Source organism: Alistipes sp. HGB5, from assembly GCF_000183485.2.
Taxonomy (GTDB): Bacteria; Bacteroidota; Bacteroidia; order Bacteroidales; family Rikenellaceae; genus Alistipes; species Alistipes finegoldii.
In genome coordinates this window covers 25005-45567 of the sequence record NZ_AENZ01000052.1, presented here as the reverse complement: position 1 = coordinate 45567, position 20563 = coordinate 25005, and the positions used below count along the sequence as shown (strand labels likewise).

Here is a 20563-nt window from a genome sequence, read left to right as displayed (position 1 = left end):
AGTCATTTAGCGATTTTGACAACGGCCATCACCGGAGCGTGGTCGGAAACATAGCCGCCGTCGAAGGTGTCGGGCAGCACTTCATAGCGGACGGCTTCGATGTCGCCGCTCACGAAGATATAATCCAGCAGGGGCCGCTCGGCTTCGGGAATCTGTCCGAAATCGGAGAAGCTCCAATCGGTTCCCGACCGCTGCGCCGCGATCGCCTTCGCGTCGCGCAGCACGCCGTCCTTCTGCACATGGGCCACCACCGACGATCCGGGTTCCGAGTTGAAGTCGCCCGTCAGGATCACGGGACGTCCTCCGCTCAGGGTTTCGATGCGCTTCATCAGCAGGCTCACGCCCTCGTCGCGCGCCACCTGCCCGACATGGTCGAGATGGGTGTCGATGAAGAAGAATTCCCGGCCGTCCCTGTCGCGCAACACGACCCATGTGGCGATTCGCTCGCAGGCGCCGTCCCAGCCCAGCGACCCCACCACTTCGGGGGTCTCACTCAGCCAGAACGTTCCCGAATCGAGCAGCGTGAAGCGGTCCTTCCTGAAGAACACGGCGCAGTATTCGCCCGACTCGACGCCGTCCAGCCGTCCGACGCCCACTCCTTGATACCCGGTCAGCAGACCGCTCAGATCATTGAACTGGTTGGAAAGCAGCTCCTGCGTGCCGAGCACATCGACCTCCTGCGCCTTAATCACCCCGGCGACCCGTTCGCGGCGGAAACGCCAGTTGTTCTGCCCGTCTTCGGGATTGTCGTAACGCATGTTGAAGGTCATCACGCTGAGCGAAGTCGCCGAGCCGCAGGCGGTGAACGCAACCGCCGCAAGAAGATAGATCAATCGTTTCATAGTCCCCTGTTTTTTTATGTAAATACAATATTTCCGTCAATTCGTCAGCCGCAGATTCGCTTCGGGGATCGCTTCGAAGCCCTCCGCTCCGGGCGCTTTCCAGCCCCACGCGAGGTCCTGTCCTTCGTAATCCTCGAAATAGAGCAGCGTGTAAGGGTGCAGTCCCGCTTCGAGCGCCACGCGTCCGGTCGCCATGACCGAAGCGTGGGACCCGTCGTTGTCCACCACCCTACGGTCGCCGATCATCAGCACGCTGCCGTCGTCGCTCTTGGTCATGAACTCCCAAATGCCCCGCTCCGGAATGAGGATCAATCCCGTAAAGACATAGGCGAAGTGGTCCTCCTGCGGAGCTTGGGCGATCGAAGGCGCAGGCATCGTGCCGGACGACACGTATTTTCCCTTCCGGATGTCGTTCACACACGAGAAAACGCCTTCGTAATGGCTGTAAGCGACGCCGGGACGCGTGGCGGTCTCTGCGGGCATACCCCGGTGGAACACCGCTTTCTCGGCTTCGAGCGTCAGCGTACGACTAGGCGCAGCGCCGGGTTTGAATCCTTTGGCCTTGAGCGTCAGCGAACGGTCCACCGGCACGGGAGCGGCGTAGAGCGCCGACGTTTCGGTGGGTTCCGAGCCGTCGAGCGTATAGCGGATTTCCGCTCCGGAGGTCGTCGTCGCCAGAGCGACGGCGAGCGGCTCGGTGAACAGGCTCACGTTCTGCGTGGTATAGGGAATCGAAACCACCTCGCCGCGGGTCAGCGAATGGGGCGCGGCCGCATCGTCCGTCCCGCGTTCGTAATCGGGGCGCGGCCGGAGCGCATAGTGCAGCTCGCCGCCCTGCATCAGTTCGTCGTAGGTGATGTAGTTCCGGTCGATCGGCTTCCCGTCGAGCGTCACCGAAGCGATATAGACGTTGCGGCGCGGATTGTCGGCCGTAACGGTCAGCGTACGGCCGTTGGCCAGCCGCACGACGGCTTTCGGGAACTGGGGCGCGGTCAGCGCGAATTCGTTCGAGCCGGGACACACGGGATTGAATCCCAGACTGGAGAAGACGTACCATGCCGACATCTGGCCGCAGTCCTCGTTGCCGATGATGCCTTCGGGCGTCGGGGCGTACATCTCGTGCAGCAGGCGGCGCGTCAGCTCCTGCGTCTTCCACGGCTGTCCCACATAATTATAAAGGTAAGCCATATGGTGGCTCGGCTCGTTGCCGTGGGCGTACTGCCCCATCAGGCCCGTCACGTCACTCACGTCGAGCTGCATTTCGTCCGATTCGAGCGTGAAGAGCCGGTCCATTTCGCGGACGAACGCCTCGCGGCTGCCGAAAAGCTGGATCAGGCCGTTCACGTCGTGCGGCACGAAGAAGCGGTAGTGCCACGGCGTGGCCTCGGTATAGTCGCGGCCCGTGGCGAACTCTTCGAACGGCGCGGACCAGTTGCCGTCGGACTGACGGCCGCGGAAAAAGCAGGTCGAGCCGTCGAAAACATTCACATAGTTGAGCGCACGCCGCGCATATTCCCCGAACACGTCGTCGCGGCCCATGGCCTGCGCCATGCGGGCGATCGCCCAGTCGTCGTAGGCGTATTCCAGCGTACAGGAGACCGATTCGCGCTTGATATTGGAGGGGATATATCCCTGCGCCGTATAATAATCCGAACCTTTCTTATTGATGTTCGACGAACGGATCATCGCCTCCAGCGCCTTGTCGGCGTCATAGCCGCGAATTCCCTTCAGATAGGCGTCGGCGATGACCGACACGGCATGGTAGCCGATCATCGTGCCCGTCTCGCCCGAAGCCAGCGGCCAGATCGGGAGTTCGCCCGTTGAATCGTACATGTCGAGCATGCTGCGGATCATGTCGTTCACCAGCGCGGTATCGACCAGCGTCTGGAGCGGGTTCCACGCCCGGAAAGTATCCCACAGCGAGAACGTCGAGTAGTAGGACTTCCCTTCGGGCATCCGCGCGACGGTCTGGTCGTGGCGGCGGTACTCGCCGTTCACGTCGCTCATCAGATTGGGCGTCAGTTTCGTATGGTACTGCGCCGTATAGAAGTTGGTCATCTCGTCGCGCGAGCCGCCTTCGACGACGATGTCGCCCAGCGCTTTGCGCCACTGCCCGACGGCGCGGGCATGCACGGCGTCGAAATCCAGTTCGGGAACCTCCGCAAGCGAATTCATACGGGCGTTTTCGACGCTGACGGACGACAGTCCCACGGCGATCGTGAGCGTCCGCACGTCGGGCGCGAAGGTCAGCACGGCCTGCTTGTCCCCCAACAGCTGCACGTCGGCGAACGGCTCCGAGAAGCGGGCCGCGAAGAATACATACTGATCGGGCACCCACCCCTGCGTGCGACGCATGCCGGCCAGCTCGTAGGGAGCCGTCCGGCGGAGTTCGCACAGGTCGATCTTCTCCTCGGTGACCGTATGCAGCAGATCGACGATCACCCGCCGGGGACCTTTGCCCGCAAAGGTATAGCGGTGTACGCCCGTACGGGGCGCGGCGGTCAGTTCGACCCCGATATTCACGTCGGGCAGCGTCACGGCGTAGTAGCCGCACGAAGCCCGCTCGTCGTCATGCGAAAAGAAATAGGGCTGCAAGACACACTCGCCGTCGTGGATCACGATTTCGCGCGTGGTCGGATGGAACAGAATGTCCGCAAGGTCGGCGCATCCCGTACCGCTCAGGTGCGTATGCGAAAAGCCGTCGATCGTCGTGTCGCTGTAATGGTAGCCGGCGCAGGCGTCCCAGTTGCCGGCACGGGTGTCGGGACTCAGCTGCACCATGCCGAAAGGCGTGGTGGCGCCCGGATAGGTATGACCGTGGAATCCGGTGCCGATGAACGGGTTCACATAATCGACGGGATCGGCGGACCGCGGCGAACAGCCAAGGGCCGCGAGGGCCAGCAGCAGAATGGTAAGTTTTTTGGTCATAACAGTAGTCGGTAGTGCGAACCGTCCGGAAAATGCAAATCAAAGGTACGGATTCCGGAGCGATATTGCAACTCCGCGCCCTTCTCTCTTCGTCTGTCCGAAGCCGGTCGCAGTTTAGGTCATACAAATATAGAGAAGCGATTGCACCCTGCCGTGGCTATTTGCGCTTTTACTTCCTCAAATCGCGCAGAACCGTCATTTCCCGCCCCCCGAAACGTCCCGATCTGCCGCCGAAAAATCGCAGAAACCGCCCGGATTTCCGAAAAAAAAGCTACCTTTACCGTCGAACGGACACTACCCGAACGATGGCACGCGTAATTTTCCTGACCGACTTTTCCGAAGCGTACGCACGAGAACTGCTCCTCGGCATGGCGCGCTATGCGCACGACACGGCGCAGGCATGGAGCCTGTGCCGCCTGCCGCTGTCGATACGCGACAAATTCGGCATCGAAGCCGTCGTGGAGTGGGCGCTGCGCATGAAGGCCGACGCCGTGATCGGCCAGTTCTACAACACCGACAACGTCGAACTGTTCCGCAAAAACGGGATCATAGCCATCGCGCAGGACTTCAAGAAACGCTTCACCACCATCCCCAACATCACCGGACCGCACTATTCGGCGGGCAGGATGGCCGCCGAGTACTTTCTGCAAAAGGGCTTCCGCAACTTCGCCTTCTACGGCACGCGGGGCATCGACTTCTCGGACGAACGCTGTCAGGGCTTCCGCGAAACGATCGAGGCGGCGAATCCCGAATTCACCTTTTCGTCGCTGCGCAGCAGCGCCCAGAACGATTTGTGGTACTACGACTCGACGCAACTCATCACGTGGCTGCAGTCGCTGCCCAAGCCGGTGGCGATCATGGCGTGCGACGACAACCAAGCATATCATATCACCGAGGCGTGCCTGCAGATCGAGGGGGGGGGGAAATTCCCGCATCCCGAACGACATCGCCATTCTGGGCGTGGACAACGACGAGACGATCTGCAAGCTCTCCACCCCCAACCTTTCGTCGCTCAATCAGGGCGTCGAGCAGGGCGGTTACGACGTGGCGCGCCTGATCGACCGGCTGATCCGCAACCCTGAAGCGGAGTGGGAGGACGTCATGGTGATGCCGACCCACATCGTCACGCGGCAATCGACCGACATCTACGCCAACAACGATCCGCACATCGCCGAAGTGCTGCGGTACATCCATGAGAACATCAGCCAGAAAATCACGGTCAACGAACTCGTGAAACTGGTCCCCCTGTCGCGCCGCCTGCTCGAAACCCGTTTCAAGAAGAGCATGGGCACCTCCATCTACGACTATATCATACAGGTCCGCATCGAAAAGATGATGCAGCTGCTCTGCGAAGGCCAGAGCGTCTCCGAAGCGGCCGCCGAGCTGGGGTTCTCCGACATCAAGAACGTCTCGCGCACCTTCCGCCAGCTCAAGGGCATCACCCCCTCGGAATACCGCGAACAGTTCGCGCCCAAAAGACGGTGATCCGCCCGGCGGGCCGTTCCCAATATCCGGGCGCCCGAACTCCCAATGCCTCCCCTTCTGTCTTTTCCGCCGGTTTCATTAATTATACGGCCAACTGTCATACACGACAACCAATCCGCAAATCCATGCACAAAAAAAGCAGCGACCCCTCAAAGGCCGCCGCTTAGTCCCGTTCGACCGTCCTGCGGTCAGAGCGTCACACCGCCCCGCAGGCGGATATCCTCGCACGACGATCCCACGAAGATGTTGAAGTCGCCCGGCTCGGTCACGAACCCGTGCGAGAAGATATCGTAGAAGCGGAAGGCTTCGTCGGTCAGCGTCACTTCGACGCGCTTTTGTTCGCCTTTCTTCAGGAAGATTTTCTCATAACCTTTCAACTCCTTGGCAGGACGCGGCACGCTGGCTTCGACGTCGCCCACATAGACCTGCGCCACCTCGGCTGCGTCCATACCGCCCGTGTTCTTCACGGCGAACGACACGACTACCCCGCCGTCGCGCTTCTCGACCTTCAGGTCCGAATACTCGAACGTCGAATAGCTCAGTCCGTAACCGAAGGGATAGAGCGGCTTCACCCCACTGCGCTCGTAACCGCGGTAGCCGACAAACACGCCTTCATTATAAGTAACGCGCTTCTGCAGGGTGTTCTTGCGGTGGGTGCGCGCCACATTCTCGTAATAGCTGCCCAGCGTCGGATTGTCCTCGGCGCGGCGCTCGACGGAGATCGGCAGGCGGCCGCTGGGCGAGATCCGCCCCGTCACGATCTCGGCGATCGCCTGACCGCCCTGCTGTCCGGGATACCACGCCATCAGAATCGCTTTGGCCTTGTCGCCGAACGTCGAAAAATCGACACCGCCGCCGCTGTTGACGACCACGATCAGATTCTCGTTGAGCGCCGCGAGCCGGGCGATCTCTTCGGACTGCCCTTCGGGCAGCGCAAAGGTCCGGTCGGAATTCTCCTTTTCGTTGGAGCTGTCGAATCCGGCGCAGTAGATCACGGCGTCGGCCCGGACGATCCGGGCATCCTCGGCGCGGGGATCGGCGGTCATATAGCCGAACGACACCTCGGCCGACGAGGCGTTGTCGAAATATTCCAACCGCAGCGCGTATTTCCGGCCGGCTTTCATTTCGACGCTCCCTTTGCGGGTCGTCGCGCTGTGGTTGCCCCAGTCGGCGAGCACCTCTTCGCCGTCCACGAAGAGCCGGTAACCGTCGTCGCCGCGCATGACCAGCGAAGCCGTGCAGTCGGATTCGGGAACGAACACGCCGGTCCAGCGGATCGAGAAGCCGTCGGCGGGAAGCCCTTCGGCCGGCGCCTTATCCTTCCAGTTGAAGCCGATTCTCGTATCGACGCGCGTCAGCGCGGGAGTTCCCTCGAAACGCTTGTTGGCGAAGTACTCGCCCCTGAGTCCCGGCGTTTTGCAGTCGGCCGAGGTGTAGACCATGCCCTGAGCGGCCATATCGCTCGCCGAAGGGAGATTGCCCAAAACCGTCACCCTGTATTTCTTGCCCATCATCTGCATGCCCTCGCCGACCGAAACCGTCGAGAAGGGATGCACGAAACCGCTGCCGCCGCCCGTCGGGATATTGCCCGAATTGGGTCCCAGCACCACGATATCGCGCTGTTTGGTCAGCGGCAGGAAAGCCCCGTCGTTCTTGAGCAGCACCACACCCCCGCGCGCCACGTCGAGCGCCGCAGCGTCCGAGAAGGGATTGCATTCGGGAATAGCGGGGTCGAGCTGTTGGCGGTCCAAAAATCCGAACGCGATGAGCGTCTGGAGGATATGCTGACATTTCAGGTCGATCGTACGTTCCGACACCACGCCCGATTCGATGAGCGGACGCAGGTTGCGGGCGTTCATAAACCGGGCGCTCGGCATCTCCAGATCGAGTCCCCGGTTGGCGGCGCCCTCGGCCGAATAGGTGGCGTTCCAGTCGGACATGAAGATTCCTTCGAAGCCCCACATCCCGCGCAGAATATCGACCGCAAGCTGCTCGTTCTCGGTCGCATGCTGGCCGTTGACGAGGTTGTAACTCGACATCACGGCGCCCACGCCGGCCTGCTCGACCGCCTTGCGGAAGGCCGGGAGATAAATTTCATGGAGCGTACGCTCGTCGATATCGGAACTCACCTGATGACGGTCCCACTCCTGATTGTTGCCCGCAAAGTGTTTGATCGTCGCCATAACTCCTTCGGACTGCATGCCCTCGATATACTGCACGGCGGTCTCCGACGCCAGATAGGGGTCCTCGCCGAAGTACTCGAAGTTACGGCCGCACAGGGGCGAACGGTAGATATTGACGCCGGGTCCCAGCATGATATGCACGCCGCGGGCGCGGGCGTCCTGCCCCAGACCGCGTCCCATATCGCGCACCAGCGCCCGGTCCCAAGTCGCCGCGGCGGCCACGCCGCAGGGGAACATCGTACTGCGGGTATTGTTGCGTACGCCCTGCGGACCGTCGGCCATCCGGATTTCGGGAATGCCCAGACGCGGAACGGCCCTGATATAGAATTCGTTGTAACCGCCGATATAATCGATTTTTTCATCGAGAGTCATCTGTCCGACCAGTTCGGCGGCGCGCTCTTTGGCCTGCGGCGGGATAGGCTGCGCGGCGGCGGACGATACGAACGCGACCGCCAGCACGGCAACAAGAGTTTTTTTCATCGGGTTGAAGTTTTAATGGTTTATGCAAAGAAAGTAAAAATATTCCGAAAAGCATCGGATCGGAAATAAAAACTTCCGAACCGAAACCAGCGGCCGGCCGGACCGTTCACGATAATACACACCCGCGCCACAGACAGCCCCTAAGCCGGAGCAATATTTTTCATCATCGGAGAGCGAGCCAATACATATATGAAAAGAAATTAGTATCTTTGCGCTTCGGCCCGCAGGAGAGTTCCCGCCGGATGCTGCCGGGCAGCATCGCCGACGTCCGCGCAGGACGCGCAGCGGATGCTGAACGCACGCAAACCTCCGTCCGCACACGCTTAATGCGCAGGACACGCAGCAACCGTCGCCCGCACCGCCTGCGGTGCAGGATGCGCGGAAGATGCCGGACACGCGACAACCGCCGTCCGTACGGAACGCTCCGGGCCGCAGACAACCGATTCGAAACAAACAAGATAATTCAATGGCTTTACAGTGTGGCATCGTGGGTCTTCCGAACGTCGGCAAATCGACCCTTTTCAACTGCCTGTCCAACGCGAAGGCGCAGGCGGCGAACTTTCCCTTTTGCACCATCGAACCCAACGTGGGCGTAATCACCGTCCCCGACCGGCGGCTCGTCCGGCTGGCCGAGATCGACAAACCCAAGCGGGTGATTCCGACCACCATCGAAATCGTCGATATCGCCGGACTGGTCAAAGGCGCGTCGAAAGGCGAAGGACTGGGCAACAAGTTCCTCGCCAACATCCGCAACACGCACGCCATCATCCACGTACTGCGCTGCTTCGACAACGGCAACATCACCCATGTGGACGGCTCGATCGACCCCGTGCGCGACAAGGGCATCATCGACACCGAGCTGCAGCTCAAGGACCTCGAAACGATCGAAAACCGGCTGGGCAAGACCCAGAAGCAGGCGGCCGTGGGCGGCGACAAGAACGCCAAACGTCAGGTCGAACTGCTGCTGCAATACAAATCGGTGCTGGAACAGGGCCGCAGCGCCCGCACGGTCGAACTGGAGAAGGAGGACCGCAAACTGGTCGCCGACCTCAACCTGCTGACCGACAAACCGGTGCTGTACGTCTGCAACGTCGATGAGAAGAGCGCCGCCACGGGCAACGCCTACACCGAGGCGGTCCGTGCGGCCATCGCCGACGAAAAAGCCGAAATGCTCATCGTCGCCGCCGCCACCGAAGCCGACATCGCCGAGCTGGAGAGCTACGAGGAGCGGCAGATGTTCCTCGAAGACCTCGGCCTCGAAGAGTCGGGCGTCGAGCGCCTGATCAAATCGGCCTACAAACTGCTCAACCTCGAAACGTTCTTCACCACCGGCGCCGACGAGTCGCGCGCATGGACCTACGTCCGCGGCATGAAGGCCCCGCAGACGGCCGGCGTCATCCACACCGATTTCGAGAAGGGATTCATCCGCGCCGAAGTGATCAAATACGACGACTACGTGACGCTGGGTTCGGAAAAAGCCTGCCGCGACGCGGGCAAGATCGGCGTCGAAGGCAAGGAGTACGTCGTGCAGGACGGCGACATCATGCACTTCCTGTTCAACGTCTGACCCGAAGAGAGACCAAACACGGAACAATATATAAACAGCATATCATTATGTCCAGACCCGTAAGAGTGCGCTTTGCACCCAGCCCCACGGGGCCGCTCCACATCGGCGGCGTCCGCACGGCCCTCTACAACTACCTTTTCGCCCGTCAGCACGGCGGGGTGATGATCCTCCGCATCGAGGACACCGACTCGCAGCGTTTCGTGCCGGGCGCCGAAGAGTATATCCTCGAATCGCTCAAATGGTGCGGCATCGAGATCGACGAAGGCGTCGGCGCGGGAGGTCCCCACGCCCCCTACCGCCAGAGCGAACGCCGCGAAATCTACCTCAAATACGCCCTCCAGCTCGTCGATGCGGGCTGGGCCTACTACGCTTTCGACACCGCCGAAGAGCTGGACGCCCTGCGCCGCGAAGCCGAGGAGCGCGGCGAAGCGTTCGCCTACAATTATGCCGTGCGCGAAAAGCTGGCCACGTCGCTGGCGCTGCCGGCCGACGAAGTGAAGGCCCGCATCGAACGCGGCGACCAGTGGGTGATCCGCTTCCGGATGCCCGAAAACCAGACCGTCGAAATGGACGACCTGATCCGCGGCCATGTAGAGGTGAACACCTCGACGCTCGACGACAAGGTGCTTTACAAATCGGCCGACGCACTGCCCACCTACCACCTCGCCAACATCGTGGACGACTATCTGATGGAAGTCTCGCACGTCATCCGCGGCGAGGAGTGGCTGCCTTCGCTGCCGCTGCACTACCTGCTCTACCGGGCCTTCGGCTGGCAGGAGCGTCAGCCCCGCTTCGCCCACCTGCCCCTGCTCCTCAAACCCACGGGCGGCGGCAAACTCTCGAAGCGCGACGGCGACAAGATGGGCTTCCCCGTATTCCCGCTCTTCTGGACCTCCCCGACGGGCGAAACGGCCCGCGGCTACCGCGAGGACGGCTATTTCCCCGAAGCGTTCATCAACATGCTGGCGCTGCTGGGCTGGAACCCCGGCACCGAGCAGGAGATCTTCTCGATGCAGGAGCTGATCGACAGCTTCTCGCTGGAGCGTGTCTCGAAATCGGGCGCACGCTTCCAGCCCGACAAAGCCAAATGGTTCAACGCCCAGTACATGCACCACAAGAGCGACGCCGAGCTGGCTGCGCTGTTCCAGCCCATCCTGCGCGACCACGGCATCGAAGTCGCGGACGAGGTCGCAGGCCGGGCCGCAGGCATCATGAAGGAGCGCGCCACGTTCATCACCGACCTCTGGGACCTCACGTCGTTCTTCTTCACGGCGCCGGCCGAATACGAGGAGAAACAGACCCGGAAGTACTGGAAGGGCCAAAACCCCGAAATCCTGCGCGAGCTGCGCGGCGTACTGGCCTCGATCGACGACTTCTCGAAAGAGAACACCGAACAAATCGTCCACGGCTGGATCGAAGAGAAGGGATACGGCATGGGGCAGGTGATGAATACGCTGCGGCTGGCGCTCGTAGGCGCGGGCAAAGGTCCCGGCATGTACGACGTCACGGCGTTCATCGGCCGCGAGGAGACCCTGCGCCGCATCGACCATATCCTCGCAACCTTAAAACCCGCAGAATAATGGTACAGATCGAACAACACGTATGGGGCATGACGCCGGAGGGCGAAGCCATCATCCTCTACACGATGCGCAACGACAAGGGCGCCGAAGTGAAAATCACGAATTTCGGCGCGGCGATCGTCTCCGTCACGATGCCCGACCGCGAGGGCCGCATGGCCGACGTGGTGCTGGGTTACAAGCATCCCGAAGGCTACTTCTTCGACGGAGCCGCGTCGGGCAAAAGCGTGGGCCGCTGCGCCAACCGCATCGCTTTCGGCCGCATGACCGTCGAGGGAAAGGAGTACGCGCTCGAAGTGAACAACGGCCCCAACCACCTGCACGGCGGCACGAAGAACTTCGCCAACCGCATCTGGGAGAGCCGTGTGGAGACCAACCGCGTGGTCATGTCGCTCCTTTCGGAGGACGGCGACCAGAATTACCCCGGCGAACTGAACGTCGAGGCCGCGTTCGATTTCGATGACGAAAACTCGCTCGAAATAACCTATCTGGCCCGGACGGACAAAACGACGGTGGTGAACCTCACCAACCATGTCTATTTCAACCTTGCGGGCGAAGGCAGCGGGTCGGTCCTCGACCACCAGCTGCGCCTGAACAGCTCGCAGGTGCTCGAAATGAACGACAAGCAGATTCCCACAGGCCGGCTGCTCGACGTAGCGGGCACGCCGCAGGACTTCCGCGAATTCCGTCCGTTCCGCCCCGGCATCGACTCGGAGTTCAACCACATCCGCGATTTCAAGGGATACGACCACCCGTTCGTCATCGACGGCTGGAAGCCCAACATTCTGGGCGAGGTCGGCTGTCTGCGTGAACAGACTTCGGGCCGCTGCGTGACGGTGCTTTCGTCGCAGCCCAGCGTGATGATCTACACCGGCAACTGGCTCGCGGGCGGATGCCCCGAAACCAAGTCGGACGGCCGTTACAACGACTACGACGGCGTGGCAATCGAGTGTCAGAACTACCCCGACGCCGTCAACCACCCCGAATTCCCGTCGCCGCTGCTCAGACCCGGCGAAACCTACTGCCAGAAGATCGTATTCCGGTTCGGGACTTTCGCATAGGCGGCGGAGAACCGCGGCGCAACCAAAACAAACTCCCGGCACCGGCCGAACACGGGCAGATACGCTGCTCGGCAATAACGCATTAACGCGGGCATACGCCCGCGTTAATGCGTTATCCGCGTTATTTATGATCCGCCGTGCAGCCGGAAATGACTTAGCGTAAAAAAGCGACTATTGTCCGACGCCCGTAATCGGACGCTCACCGGGCCGAGGGGCGCATACGCGCCGAACAATTAGCGTAAAAACGGCCGTAAGTTTGTTTTTCATCCGCCGAATGGATAATTTTACGTCTGCAACCTAAAACCAGCCCCATGTCCATCCAGATGAACCAATCGCTGTCGGTAGACTGCGCCGTGTTCGGTTTCAACGGCAAGTCGCTCAAAGTGCTGCTGATCGAGCGGCGCTACTATGCCCCCGACACCCGTCTCGACAAGCTCAAACTGCCGGGCGCCATGATTCTCGACAACGAGACGCTGCCGCAGGCCGCCTACCGTGTGCTCGAAGAGGCCACCGGACTGCGGGACGTATACCTCAAACAGATGGATATATTCTCCGATCCCAACCGGGTGAGCGGTGAGGAGCTGGAGTGGATCAACCGCTATCACGGCATACGGACCGAACGCGTGGTGACGGTGGGATATTACGCGCTGGTGAAGCTCGACACCCGTACCGTCGCCTACACCACGGCCAAGGGCGCACAATGGGTCGATGTCGATTCGATCCAGCGGCTGGCGATGGACCACAAGCAGATACTTTCGGCGGCGCTGGCGGTTCTCTGCCGCGAGATGCTGCAATCGCCCGTGGCTTTCGAACTGCTGCCCCGCAAATTCACCATCCGCGCGCTCCAGAACCTCTACAGCGCAGTGCTGGGCATCGAAATCGACAACCGCAACTTCCGCAAGAAGATACTCGCGTCGGGGTTTCTGACCCCGACCGCAGAACGGGAACAGGGCGTAGCCCACAAGCCGGCGCAATATTATACCTTTAATAAAAACGCCTACAAAAAGGCGCTCAAAGCGAAGCTGAAGCTGGGATTCATCAACAACTGGAGGTATTGATCCATAACAACAGATAACATATGAAAAGTTTAGGCATAGACATAGGCTCCTCGTCGGTCAAAGTATCGCTGCTGGACATCGCGTCGGGCGAGTGCGCGGCCTCGTCCGCCAACCCCGCGACCGAAATGCCCATCGGATCGCCGCAGAGCGGTTGGGCCGAGCAGGACCCCGAAATGTGGTGGCATTACGTCTGCGAAGGCATTCGGACCATTGCGGCGCAGGGCTTTGCAATGAGCGACGTGGTGTCGGTGGGCATCACCTACCAGATGCACGGACTGGTCTGTCTCGACAAGCAGGGCCGTCCGCTGCGCCCCTCGATCATCTGGTGCGACTCGCGCGCCGTGGAGATCGGGGCCGAAGCGCTGGAAGGCATCGGACGGGAGTTCTGTCTCGCGCACACCCTCAACTCACCGGGCAACTTCACTGCGTCGAAACTGGCGTGGGTAAGGCGCAACGAACCCGGCATATTCGCGCAGATATACAAATTCATGCTCCCCGGCGACTACATCGCCTACCGCCTTTCGGGACGCATGTCCACCTCCGTCAGCGGCCTTTCGGAGCAGATACTCTGGGACTTCGAAGAGGAGCGGCGGGCCGATTTCGTGGCCGGATGGTACGGCATTCCGCAGGAGACGATCCCCGAAGCCGGCGTCTCGATCGGCACGGAGGCCCGCACGGACGAAGCGGCCGAACGGCTGCTGGGCATCCCCGCAGGCACTCCGATCTCCTACCGCGCCGGGGACCAGCCCAACAACGCCTTTTCGCTCAACGTCATGGAGTCGGGCGAAGTCGCCGCGACGGGCGGCACGAGCGGCGTGGTATACGGCGTCACGGACAAACGCCAAGCCGACCCGCAGTCGCGCGTGAACACCTTCGTCCACGTCAATCACACGGCCAGCAATCCCCGTTACGGCATTCTGCTCTGCATCAACGGCACGGGCATCATGAACTCGTGGATACGCCGCAACGTCACGCAGGAGACGCTCGACTATGCGGAGATGAACCGGCTGGCCGCAAGCGTCCCGGCAGGTTCCGAAGGGCTGTCGGTCGTACCCTTCGGCAACGGAGCCGAACGTATGCTCTGCAACCGCTGCCCCGGAGCCGGAATCATCGGACTGGATCTCAACCGCCACACCACGGCCCACATCCTGCGTGCGACGCAGGAGGGCATCGCCTACTCTTTCCGCTACGGCATCGACATCATGCGCGGGCTGGGAGTGCGCCCCGACGTCATCCGCGCAGGCGCAGCAAACTTGTTCCTCTCGCCGCTTTTCCGGCAGACGCTCTCGACGCTCACGGGCGCCCGCATCGAACTGTTCAATACCGACGGCGCGCTGGGCGCAGCCCGCGGCGCGGCGCTGGGCGCCGGCTACTACAAGACGCGCGGCGAAGCGTTCGCCGCGTTGCGCAGGCTGGAGGTCGTGGAACCCGCCGAAGCTGACAGAGAGACGCTGGAAGAAGGTTACCGGGCATGGGTCCGGGAAGTAGAGAAAAGAATGGAATAACAACCTGAAAATCATTCAATATCATGGCATCAAAACAGTATTTCCCCACCGTGGGACAGATCGAATTCGAAGGCCTGGAGTCGAAGAACCCGATGGCTTTCCGTTACTACGACCCCGAAAAAATCGTGAAAGGCCGCAAGATGAAGGATTGGTTCCGTTTCTCGATGGCGTGGTGGCACACCCTCTGCGCCGAAGGCGGCGACCAGTTCGGCGGCGGCACCAAAACCTTCCCGTGGAACGAGTCCGCATGCCCGATCGAGCGCGCGAAAGCCAAGATGGACGCGGGTTTCGAATTCATGCGGAAGATCGGCATCGAGTACTATTGTTTCCACGACGTAGACCTCGTGGACGAAGCCGCGACGCCCGAAGAGTACGAAAAGAACCTCCGCCAGATCGTAGCCTACGCCAAGCAGAAGCAGGACGAAACCGGCATCAAACTGCTATGGGGCACGGCCAACGTCTTCGGCCACGCCCGCTACATGAACGGCGCCGCGACCAACCCCGACTTCGACGCCGCGGCCCGCGCCATGCTGCAGATCAAGAACGCCATCGACGCCACGATCTTTCTGGGCGGCGAGAACTACGTCTTCTGGGGCGGACGCGAAGGCTACATGTCGCTGCTCAATACCGACATGAAGCGCGAAAAGGAGCACATGGCCACCATGCTGCGCATGGCCCGCGACTACGCCCGTTCGAAGGGGTTCAAGGGCAACTTCCTGATCGAGCCCAAACCGATGGAGCCGATGAAGCACCAGTACGACGCCGACACGGAGACCGTCATCGGGTTCCTGCGGGCGCACGGGCTGGACAAGGATTTCAAGGTCAATATCGAGGTCAATCACGCCACGCTTGCCGGACACACCTTCGAGCACGAGTTGCAGTGCGCCGTCGATGCCGGGATGCTCGGCTCGATCGACGCCAACCGCGGCGACTACCAGAACGGCTGGGACACCGACCAGTTCCCGATCGACCTCTACGAAATGGTGCAAGCGATGATGGTCATCGTCCGCGGCGGCGGCCTGCAGGGCGGCGGCACGAACTTCGACGCCAAGACGCGCCGCAATTCGACCGACCCCGAAGACATCTTCATCGCCCACATCGCCGCGATGGACGTCATGGCCCGCGCGTTGCTCATCGCCGCCGACATTCTCGACAACTCGCCCTACGAAAAGATGCTCGCCGAACGTTACGCCTCCTACGACTCAGGCGAAGGCCGGCTCTTCGAAGAGGGCAAGCTCACGCTGGAGCAGGTCGCCGACTACGCCCGCCGGCACGAACCCGTCCAGCGCAGCGGCAAACAGGAGCTGTTCGAAGCGATCGTGAACATGTATATCTGACCTTATGACTAAAACCCAAGAAACCGGGAGCCGCGCCTATCTGCTTTCGATCGTGCTGGTGGCCATCATCGGCGGCCTGCTGTTCGGTTACGACACGGCCGTGGTGTCGGGAGCCGAGCAGGCCCTAGACCAGTTCTTCCGCAGTGCGGCGGACTTCACCTACACGCCGTGGATGCACGGCTTCACCGCATCGAGCGCGCTGGTGGGCTGCGTCATCGGCGGTGCACTGTCGGGCCTGCTGGCCTCGCGTCTGGGACGCAAACGCTCGCTCGTCGCGGCGGCCGTGCTCTTCTTCGTCTCGGCCGTCGGCTCGTGGCGGCCCGAAAGCGGCATCCTGCCTTACGGCGAAGCGTCGCTGCCGCTGCTGGCGTCGTTCAACATCTACCGCATTCTGGGCGGTATCGGCGTGGGACTTGCCTCGGCCGTGTGTCCGATGTACATTGCCGAAATCTCGCCCGCGAAGATCCGCGGCACGCTCGTCTCGTGCAACCAGTTCGCCATCATCTTCGGCATGCTGGTCGTCTACTTCGTGAACTATCTGATCCGCAACCAGCTGGGCGACACGGGCGAAGCCATTCAGGCCGCCATGGTCTCCGTCGGCTGGCGCAGGATGTTCCTCAGCGAAGCGTTCCCCGCGGCGACATTTCTGCTGCTGATCCTCTTCGTGCCCGAAACCCCGCGTTACCTGACCCTCACCGGCCGCGATCAGAAGGCATTGCAGGTGCTCACGCGCATCAACGGCGCGGCCGAGGCCCGCACGATTCACACCGAAATCCGCCGGACGGTACACGCCAAGACCGAGCGGCTCTTCGCCTACGGCGCAGCGGTGATCCTGATCGGCATCCTGCTCTCGTTTTTCCAGCAGGCCATCGGCATCAACGTCGTGCTCTACTACGCCCCGCGCATCTTCGCCGGAATGGGCGCGTCGGGCGACGCTTCGATGCTCCAGACCGTGGTGATGGGCGTGGTCAACATCCTCTTTACGGTCGTGGCGATCTTCACCGTGGACCGCGTGGGCCGCAAACCGCTGCTCATCGTCGGTTCGGCGGGTATGATGATCGGCATGGCCGCCCTTGCGGCGCTTTCGTTCACCGGGTCGATCGGCATTGCGGCGCTGGTCTTCATCATCATCTACACCGCATCGTTCATGATGTCGTGGGGCCCGATCTGCTGGGTGCTGATCTCCGAAATCTTCCCCAACACGATCCGCTCGCAGGCCGTGGCCGTAGCCGTGGCTGCGCAGTGGATCTCGAATTTCCTCGTCTCGGCGACCTTCCCGTCGCTGAGTGCATGGAGCGTCGGTGGCACCTACTGCATCTATGCCCTGATGGCGCTCGCATCGGCACTCTTCGTCTGGAAATGGGTACCCGAAACCAAGGGCAGAACCCTCGAAGAGATGTCGAAACTCTGGCGGAAAAACGGCGACTGAGCCGCGGCAAAAACCGGACGTCGCAACAACGGGCAACCGGACCGGGCGGACCTTGAGACCGGGCATTGCCGGTAACAGAGCGTCCCGGCCGGGAGACTCAGGCACCCGGCCATCTCCGACAGCAAGGACCCCGGAGGCGCAATCCGAAAGCCGGGAGCATCGCAGGTTGCCGGCGGGGCAGGCGGATACGCAGGCGTAACCGGGCAACGCAGGCAGCAGAACAACGGACCAAAAGAGCCGAAAGAGCAGTCCGAACCCGATTCGCAAGGAAAAGTCATCGGCCGCAGTGCAACGACGCGGGCACATGCCCGCGTCGTTGCATTATCGTCACGAAACCATCGGACAACCGTTCCTGCTTGCACCTGCTGAGTTTTTCAGAAATTCTTCGCATCCCGCTCCCGATTTCCCGAATCTTTTATTACCTTTGCCGTCGATATTTCGAAGGGGTGCCTTACTATCAGGCTGAGATTATACCCATTGAACCGGATACGGGTAATGCCGAAACCGGGATGCATAATCTTTCAACGCATACCCCTTTTCAGTTCATTAACTTTTAAAAGTTCAGACATGAAAAGGTTTCTACTTCCCATCGCGGCCGTCGCGCTCTGCGTCGCCGCAAACACGGCGAGCGCCGAGAATCCGGCAAACGCCGTAATTACCGCTGCGGCCGAAACTCCGGCTGCCGTCTCCCTCACCGCAGGCGTAACGAACGCCGCAACCGCCGCAGACGCGACACGATCCGCGGCGTTTGTCACGGCAGCTGCCGTTCCCCCTGCAAAGACAAGCGAAGCGATCACGGCAGCCGCCGGGCCGGCCCGGCCCGAAGACTCCGTGCGCATGTACCGCCTGCAGGAGATCGAGGTGACCGCCACGCGCGCATCGGGCAGCACGCCGGTCGCCTATACCGACCTTTCGCACGAGGTGATCGCCCGCAACAGCTACGGATTCGACATTCCGTCGGTGCTGGCGCTGACTCCCTCGATGATCGCCACCAACGAAACCGGCATCGGCATCGGCGGCACGTCGATGCGCCTGCGCGGAACCGACGCCACGCGGCTCAACGTCACCATCAACGGCGTCTCGATGAACAACCCCGACTCGCACTCGATGTACTGGTACGACACCCCCGACCTCATCTCGTCGGTCGGCACGATGCAGATCCAGCGCGGCGCGGGCATCTCGACCAACGGCACGGGCGCCTTCGGCGGCGCGGTCAATATGTCCACGGCCCCGCTCGAAACCGAGTTCGGCGGCGACGTCTCGCTCTCGTACGGATCGTACAACACCAACAAACAGGCCGTGCACGTCTCGTCGGGGCTGATGGGCGGCCATTGGACTGTGGACGCACGCCTGACGCGCCTCTCCTCGGACGGCTACATCCGCCGCGGAGGGACCTCCCTCACCTCCTACATGTTCCAAGGCGGCTATTACAACGGCAACACGATGCTCAAGCTGGTTTCGTTCGGCGGCAAGGCCAAGACCAACCTCAGCTACAACGGCGCCACGCGCGACGAGATGCGTCTCAATGGCCGCCGTTACAACAGCAGCGGCATGTACTCCACCTCGGACGCCTACTCCCACCGCATCTGGAACAGCGAGGACGGGGAGTGGCAGCAGGTGAACTTCTACGACGACGAGACCGACAACTACCTGCAGATCAACAACCAGCTGATCCTCAGCCAGCGCTTGAGCGACCGATGGACGCTGAGCGCCACGGCCTTCTACACCTACGGTTACGGCTACTACAAGCAGTATAAGGACAACGCCAAACTCTTCGAATACCTCTTCCCCGACCATTTGGCCTACCAGACCGACGACCAAGGCAATTTCGTGACGGACGGCGACGGCGAACGCATCGCCGTGCGCAGGGACCTGATCCGCGAAAAACTCATGCGCAACCACTTGGGCGGCCTGAACGCTGCGGCGGCCTACGCCGCGGACAACCTCGACCTCGCCTTCGGCGGTTCGTGGAGCTATTACAGCTGTCCCCACTGGGGCGAGCTGGACTGGATGCAGGAGACCGATCCCGCCGACTACCGCAGCAAACGCTGGTACGACAACGACGTGGACAAGCAGGACGCCAACCTCTTCGCACGCGCCAACTGGACCGTAGCCCGCGGACTTAACCTCTTCGCCGACATGCAGTACCGCTACGTTCACTACAAGGCATGGGGCGTGAACGACAACTACGACGAAGCGAGCGGGGGCATGCAGCCCATCGACGTGGACGAGACATACCACTTCTTCAACCCCCGCGCCGGCGTCAGCTACACGCTCGCCAAGCGTCACAACTTCTACTTCTCGTTCGCCGTGGCGCAGAAGGAGCCGACGCGCAGCGACTTCACGGACCGCTACATGTTCTCCGGCGACGACTCGTACCCCTCGTCCGAGAAACTCTACGACTACGAACTGGGCTATGACTACTCGTCGCCCCGTTTCAGCGCGGGCGTGAACCTATACTACATGAAGTACAAGGACCAGCTGGTGCATACGGGCATGGTCAACGACAGTTCCGACGCACTGAACGTCAACGTGCCCGACAGCTACCGCCGCGGCATCGAGCTGACGGCTTCGTGGCGCGTGACCGGATGGTTCACCGCCGGCGCCAACGCCACCTTCAGCCAGAACCGGATCGAGAACTATGTGGACGCACTCTCGAACAGCCCCACCTACGGGCAGAATCTGGGCGAGCGGACCATCTCCTACTCGCCGTCGGCCATGGGATCGCTGTTTCTGGACTTCCATTACCGGGGCTTCGAAGCCGTGCTGCACACGCAGGCCGTAGGCAAACAGTATTTTACCAACGACGAGAACGAGACGCTCTCGCTCGGCCGCTACTGCGTCACCAACCTCAATCTGGGCTACACGTTCCGCACCCGCGCCGCCCGGAGCGTGCGGCTGGGTCTGCAGGTCAACAACCTCTTCAACGCCGAGTACGAAAGCAACGGCTACGGCTATTCGTACATGGACACGTGGAGCAACCCGACGCCCCAGCGCATCGACATGGCCTACTACTTCGCGCAGGCGCCCCTGAACGTGCTGGCCAACGTCACGGTAAAGTTCTGACGGGCAAATTCCGTCCCCCCGGAACCTGATCCGGAGGGACGCAAC

General features: G+C 61.5%; 13 protein-coding genes. 10 read left to right on the top strand and 3 right to left on the bottom strand.

Going from position 1 to position 20563, the window contains the following annotated elements:
• Positions 1-2 precede the first annotated feature (2 nt).
• Positions 3-842 carry an endonuclease/exonuclease/phosphatase family protein gene (locus HMPREF9720_RS08860; protein WP_009598084.1) on the bottom strand — a complete coding sequence of 280 codons (840 nt, stop codon included), beginning with the start codon at positions 840-842 and terminating at the stop codon, positions 3-5.
• Positions 843-878: 36 nt separating this feature from the next.
• Positions 879-3770: a GH92 family glycosyl hydrolase gene (locus HMPREF9720_RS08855; protein ID WP_009598099.1), complete on the bottom strand. Its 2892-nt coding sequence runs from the start codon at positions 3768-3770 to the stop codon at positions 879-881.
• Between the two features lie 305 nt (positions 3771-4075).
• Between HMPREF9720_RS08855 and HMPREF9720_RS08850 the strand changes: the two genes are divergently transcribed.
• Together HMPREF9720_RS08850 and HMPREF9720_RS15890 are read left to right on the top strand one after the other, a co-directional pair.
• Entirely contained in the window at positions 4076-4852 is a 777-nt protein-coding gene (locus tag HMPREF9720_RS08850; RefSeq protein WP_009597901.1) for a substrate-binding domain-containing protein, read from the top strand.
• Positions 4749-5255 carry a helix-turn-helix domain-containing protein gene (locus tag HMPREF9720_RS15890; RefSeq protein WP_254654381.1) on the top strand — a complete coding sequence of 169 codons (507 nt, stop codon included), beginning with the start codon at positions 4749-4751 and terminating at the stop codon, positions 5253-5255. Before HMPREF9720_RS08850 ends, HMPREF9720_RS15890 begins: the two co-directional genes overlap by 104 nt.
• 188 nt (positions 5256-5443) lie before the next feature.
• Here HMPREF9720_RS15890 and HMPREF9720_RS08845 read toward each other — a convergent pair whose 3' ends face one another.
• On the bottom strand, positions 5444-7918 hold the full coding sequence (locus HMPREF9720_RS08845; protein ID WP_009598036.1) for a beta-glucosidase: 2475 nt from the start codon (positions 7916-7918) through the stop codon (positions 5444-5446).
• Between the two features lie 466 nt (positions 7919-8384).
• Here HMPREF9720_RS08845 and ychF point away from each other — a divergent pair, with 466 nt between their 5' ends.
• The 8 genes from ychF (at position 8385) to HMPREF9720_RS08805 (ending at position 20518) form a co-directional block, all read left to right on the top strand.
• Positions 8385-9485, top strand: coding sequence for a redox-regulated ATPase YchF (gene ychF, locus HMPREF9720_RS08840; RefSeq protein ID WP_009598048.1), 1101 nt, complete (start codon positions 8385-8387; stop codon positions 9483-9485).
• A 47-nt stretch (positions 9486-9532) separates the two neighbouring features.
• The gene (gltX, locus tag HMPREF9720_RS08835; RefSeq protein WP_009597959.1) at positions 9533-11065 is read left to right on the top strand and encodes a glutamate--tRNA ligase; all 1533 of its coding nucleotides are present in this window, start codon (positions 9533-9535) and stop codon (positions 11063-11065) included.
• A complete protein-coding gene (locus HMPREF9720_RS08830) occupies positions 11065-12123 on the top strand; it encodes an aldose epimerase family protein (RefSeq protein ID WP_009598103.1) in 1059 nt (352 codons plus the stop codon). The genes gltX and HMPREF9720_RS08830 overlap by 1 nt, the downstream gene beginning before the upstream one ends.
• 311 nt (positions 12124-12434) lie before the next feature.
• Complete coding sequence (locus HMPREF9720_RS08825) at positions 12435-13181, top strand: NUDIX hydrolase (protein ID WP_009597979.1); 747 nt, start codon at positions 12435-12437, stop codon at positions 13179-13181.
• A gap of 20 nt (positions 13182-13201) precedes the next feature.
• The gene (locus HMPREF9720_RS08820) at positions 13202-14686 is read left to right on the top strand and encodes a xylulokinase (RefSeq protein WP_009598067.1); all 1485 of its coding nucleotides are present in this window, start codon (positions 13202-13204) and stop codon (positions 14684-14686) included.
• A gap of 23 nt (positions 14687-14709) precedes the next feature.
• A complete protein-coding gene (gene xylA, locus HMPREF9720_RS08815; RefSeq protein ID WP_009598042.1) occupies positions 14710-16023 on the top strand; it encodes a xylose isomerase in 1314 nt (437 codons plus the stop codon).
• 4 nt (positions 16024-16027) lie between these two features.
• On the top strand, positions 16028-17452 hold the full coding sequence (gene xylE / locus HMPREF9720_RS08810; RefSeq protein WP_009597936.1) for a D-xylose transporter XylE: 1425 nt from the start codon (positions 16028-16030) through the stop codon (positions 17450-17452).
• A 567-nt stretch (positions 17453-18019) separates the two neighbouring features.
• On the top strand, positions 18020-20518 hold the full coding sequence (locus HMPREF9720_RS08805) for a TonB-dependent receptor domain-containing protein (RefSeq protein WP_009598093.1): 2499 nt from the start codon (positions 18020-18022) through the stop codon (positions 20516-20518).
• Positions 20519-20563 lie beyond the last annotated feature (45 nt).

Bases quoted from the DNA above. Each gene is read 5' to 3' on its own strand.
- HMPREF9720_RS08860 (WP_009598084.1), bottom strand. From the start codon at position 842: ATGAAACGATTGATCTATCTTCTTGCGGCGGTTGCGTTCACCGCCTGC.
- HMPREF9720_RS08855 (WP_009598099.1), bottom strand. From the start codon at position 3,770: ATGACCAAAAAACTTACCATTCTGCTGCTGGCCCTCGCGGCCCTTGGC.
- HMPREF9720_RS08850 (WP_009597901.1), top strand. From the start codon at position 4,076: ATGGCACGCGTAATTTTCCTGACCGACTTTTCCGAAGCGTACGCACGA.
- HMPREF9720_RS08845 (WP_009598036.1), bottom strand. From the start codon at position 7,918: ATGAAAAAAACTCTTGTTGCCGTGCTGGCGGTCGCGTTCGTATCGTCC.
- ychF (WP_009598048.1), top strand. From the start codon at position 8,385: ATGGCTTTACAGTGTGGCATCGTGGGTCTTCCGAACGTCGGCAAATCG.
- gltX (WP_009597959.1), top strand. From the start codon at position 9,533: ATGTCCAGACCCGTAAGAGTGCGCTTTGCACCCAGCCCCACGGGGCCG.
- HMPREF9720_RS08830 (WP_009598103.1), top strand. From the start codon at position 11,065: ATGGTACAGATCGAACAACACGTATGGGGCATGACGCCGGAGGGCGAA.
- HMPREF9720_RS08825 (WP_009597979.1), top strand. From the start codon at position 12,435: ATGTCCATCCAGATGAACCAATCGCTGTCGGTAGACTGCGCCGTGTTC.
- HMPREF9720_RS08820 (WP_009598067.1), top strand. From the start codon at position 13,202: ATGAAAAGTTTAGGCATAGACATAGGCTCCTCGTCGGTCAAAGTATCG.
- xylA (WP_009598042.1), top strand. From the start codon at position 14,710: ATGGCATCAAAACAGTATTTCCCCACCGTGGGACAGATCGAATTCGAA.
- xylE (WP_009597936.1), top strand. From the start codon at position 16,028: ATGACTAAAACCCAAGAAACCGGGAGCCGCGCCTATCTGCTTTCGATC.
- HMPREF9720_RS08805 (WP_009598093.1), top strand. From the start codon at position 18,020: ATGAAAAGGTTTCTACTTCCCATCGCGGCCGTCGCGCTCTGCGTCGCC.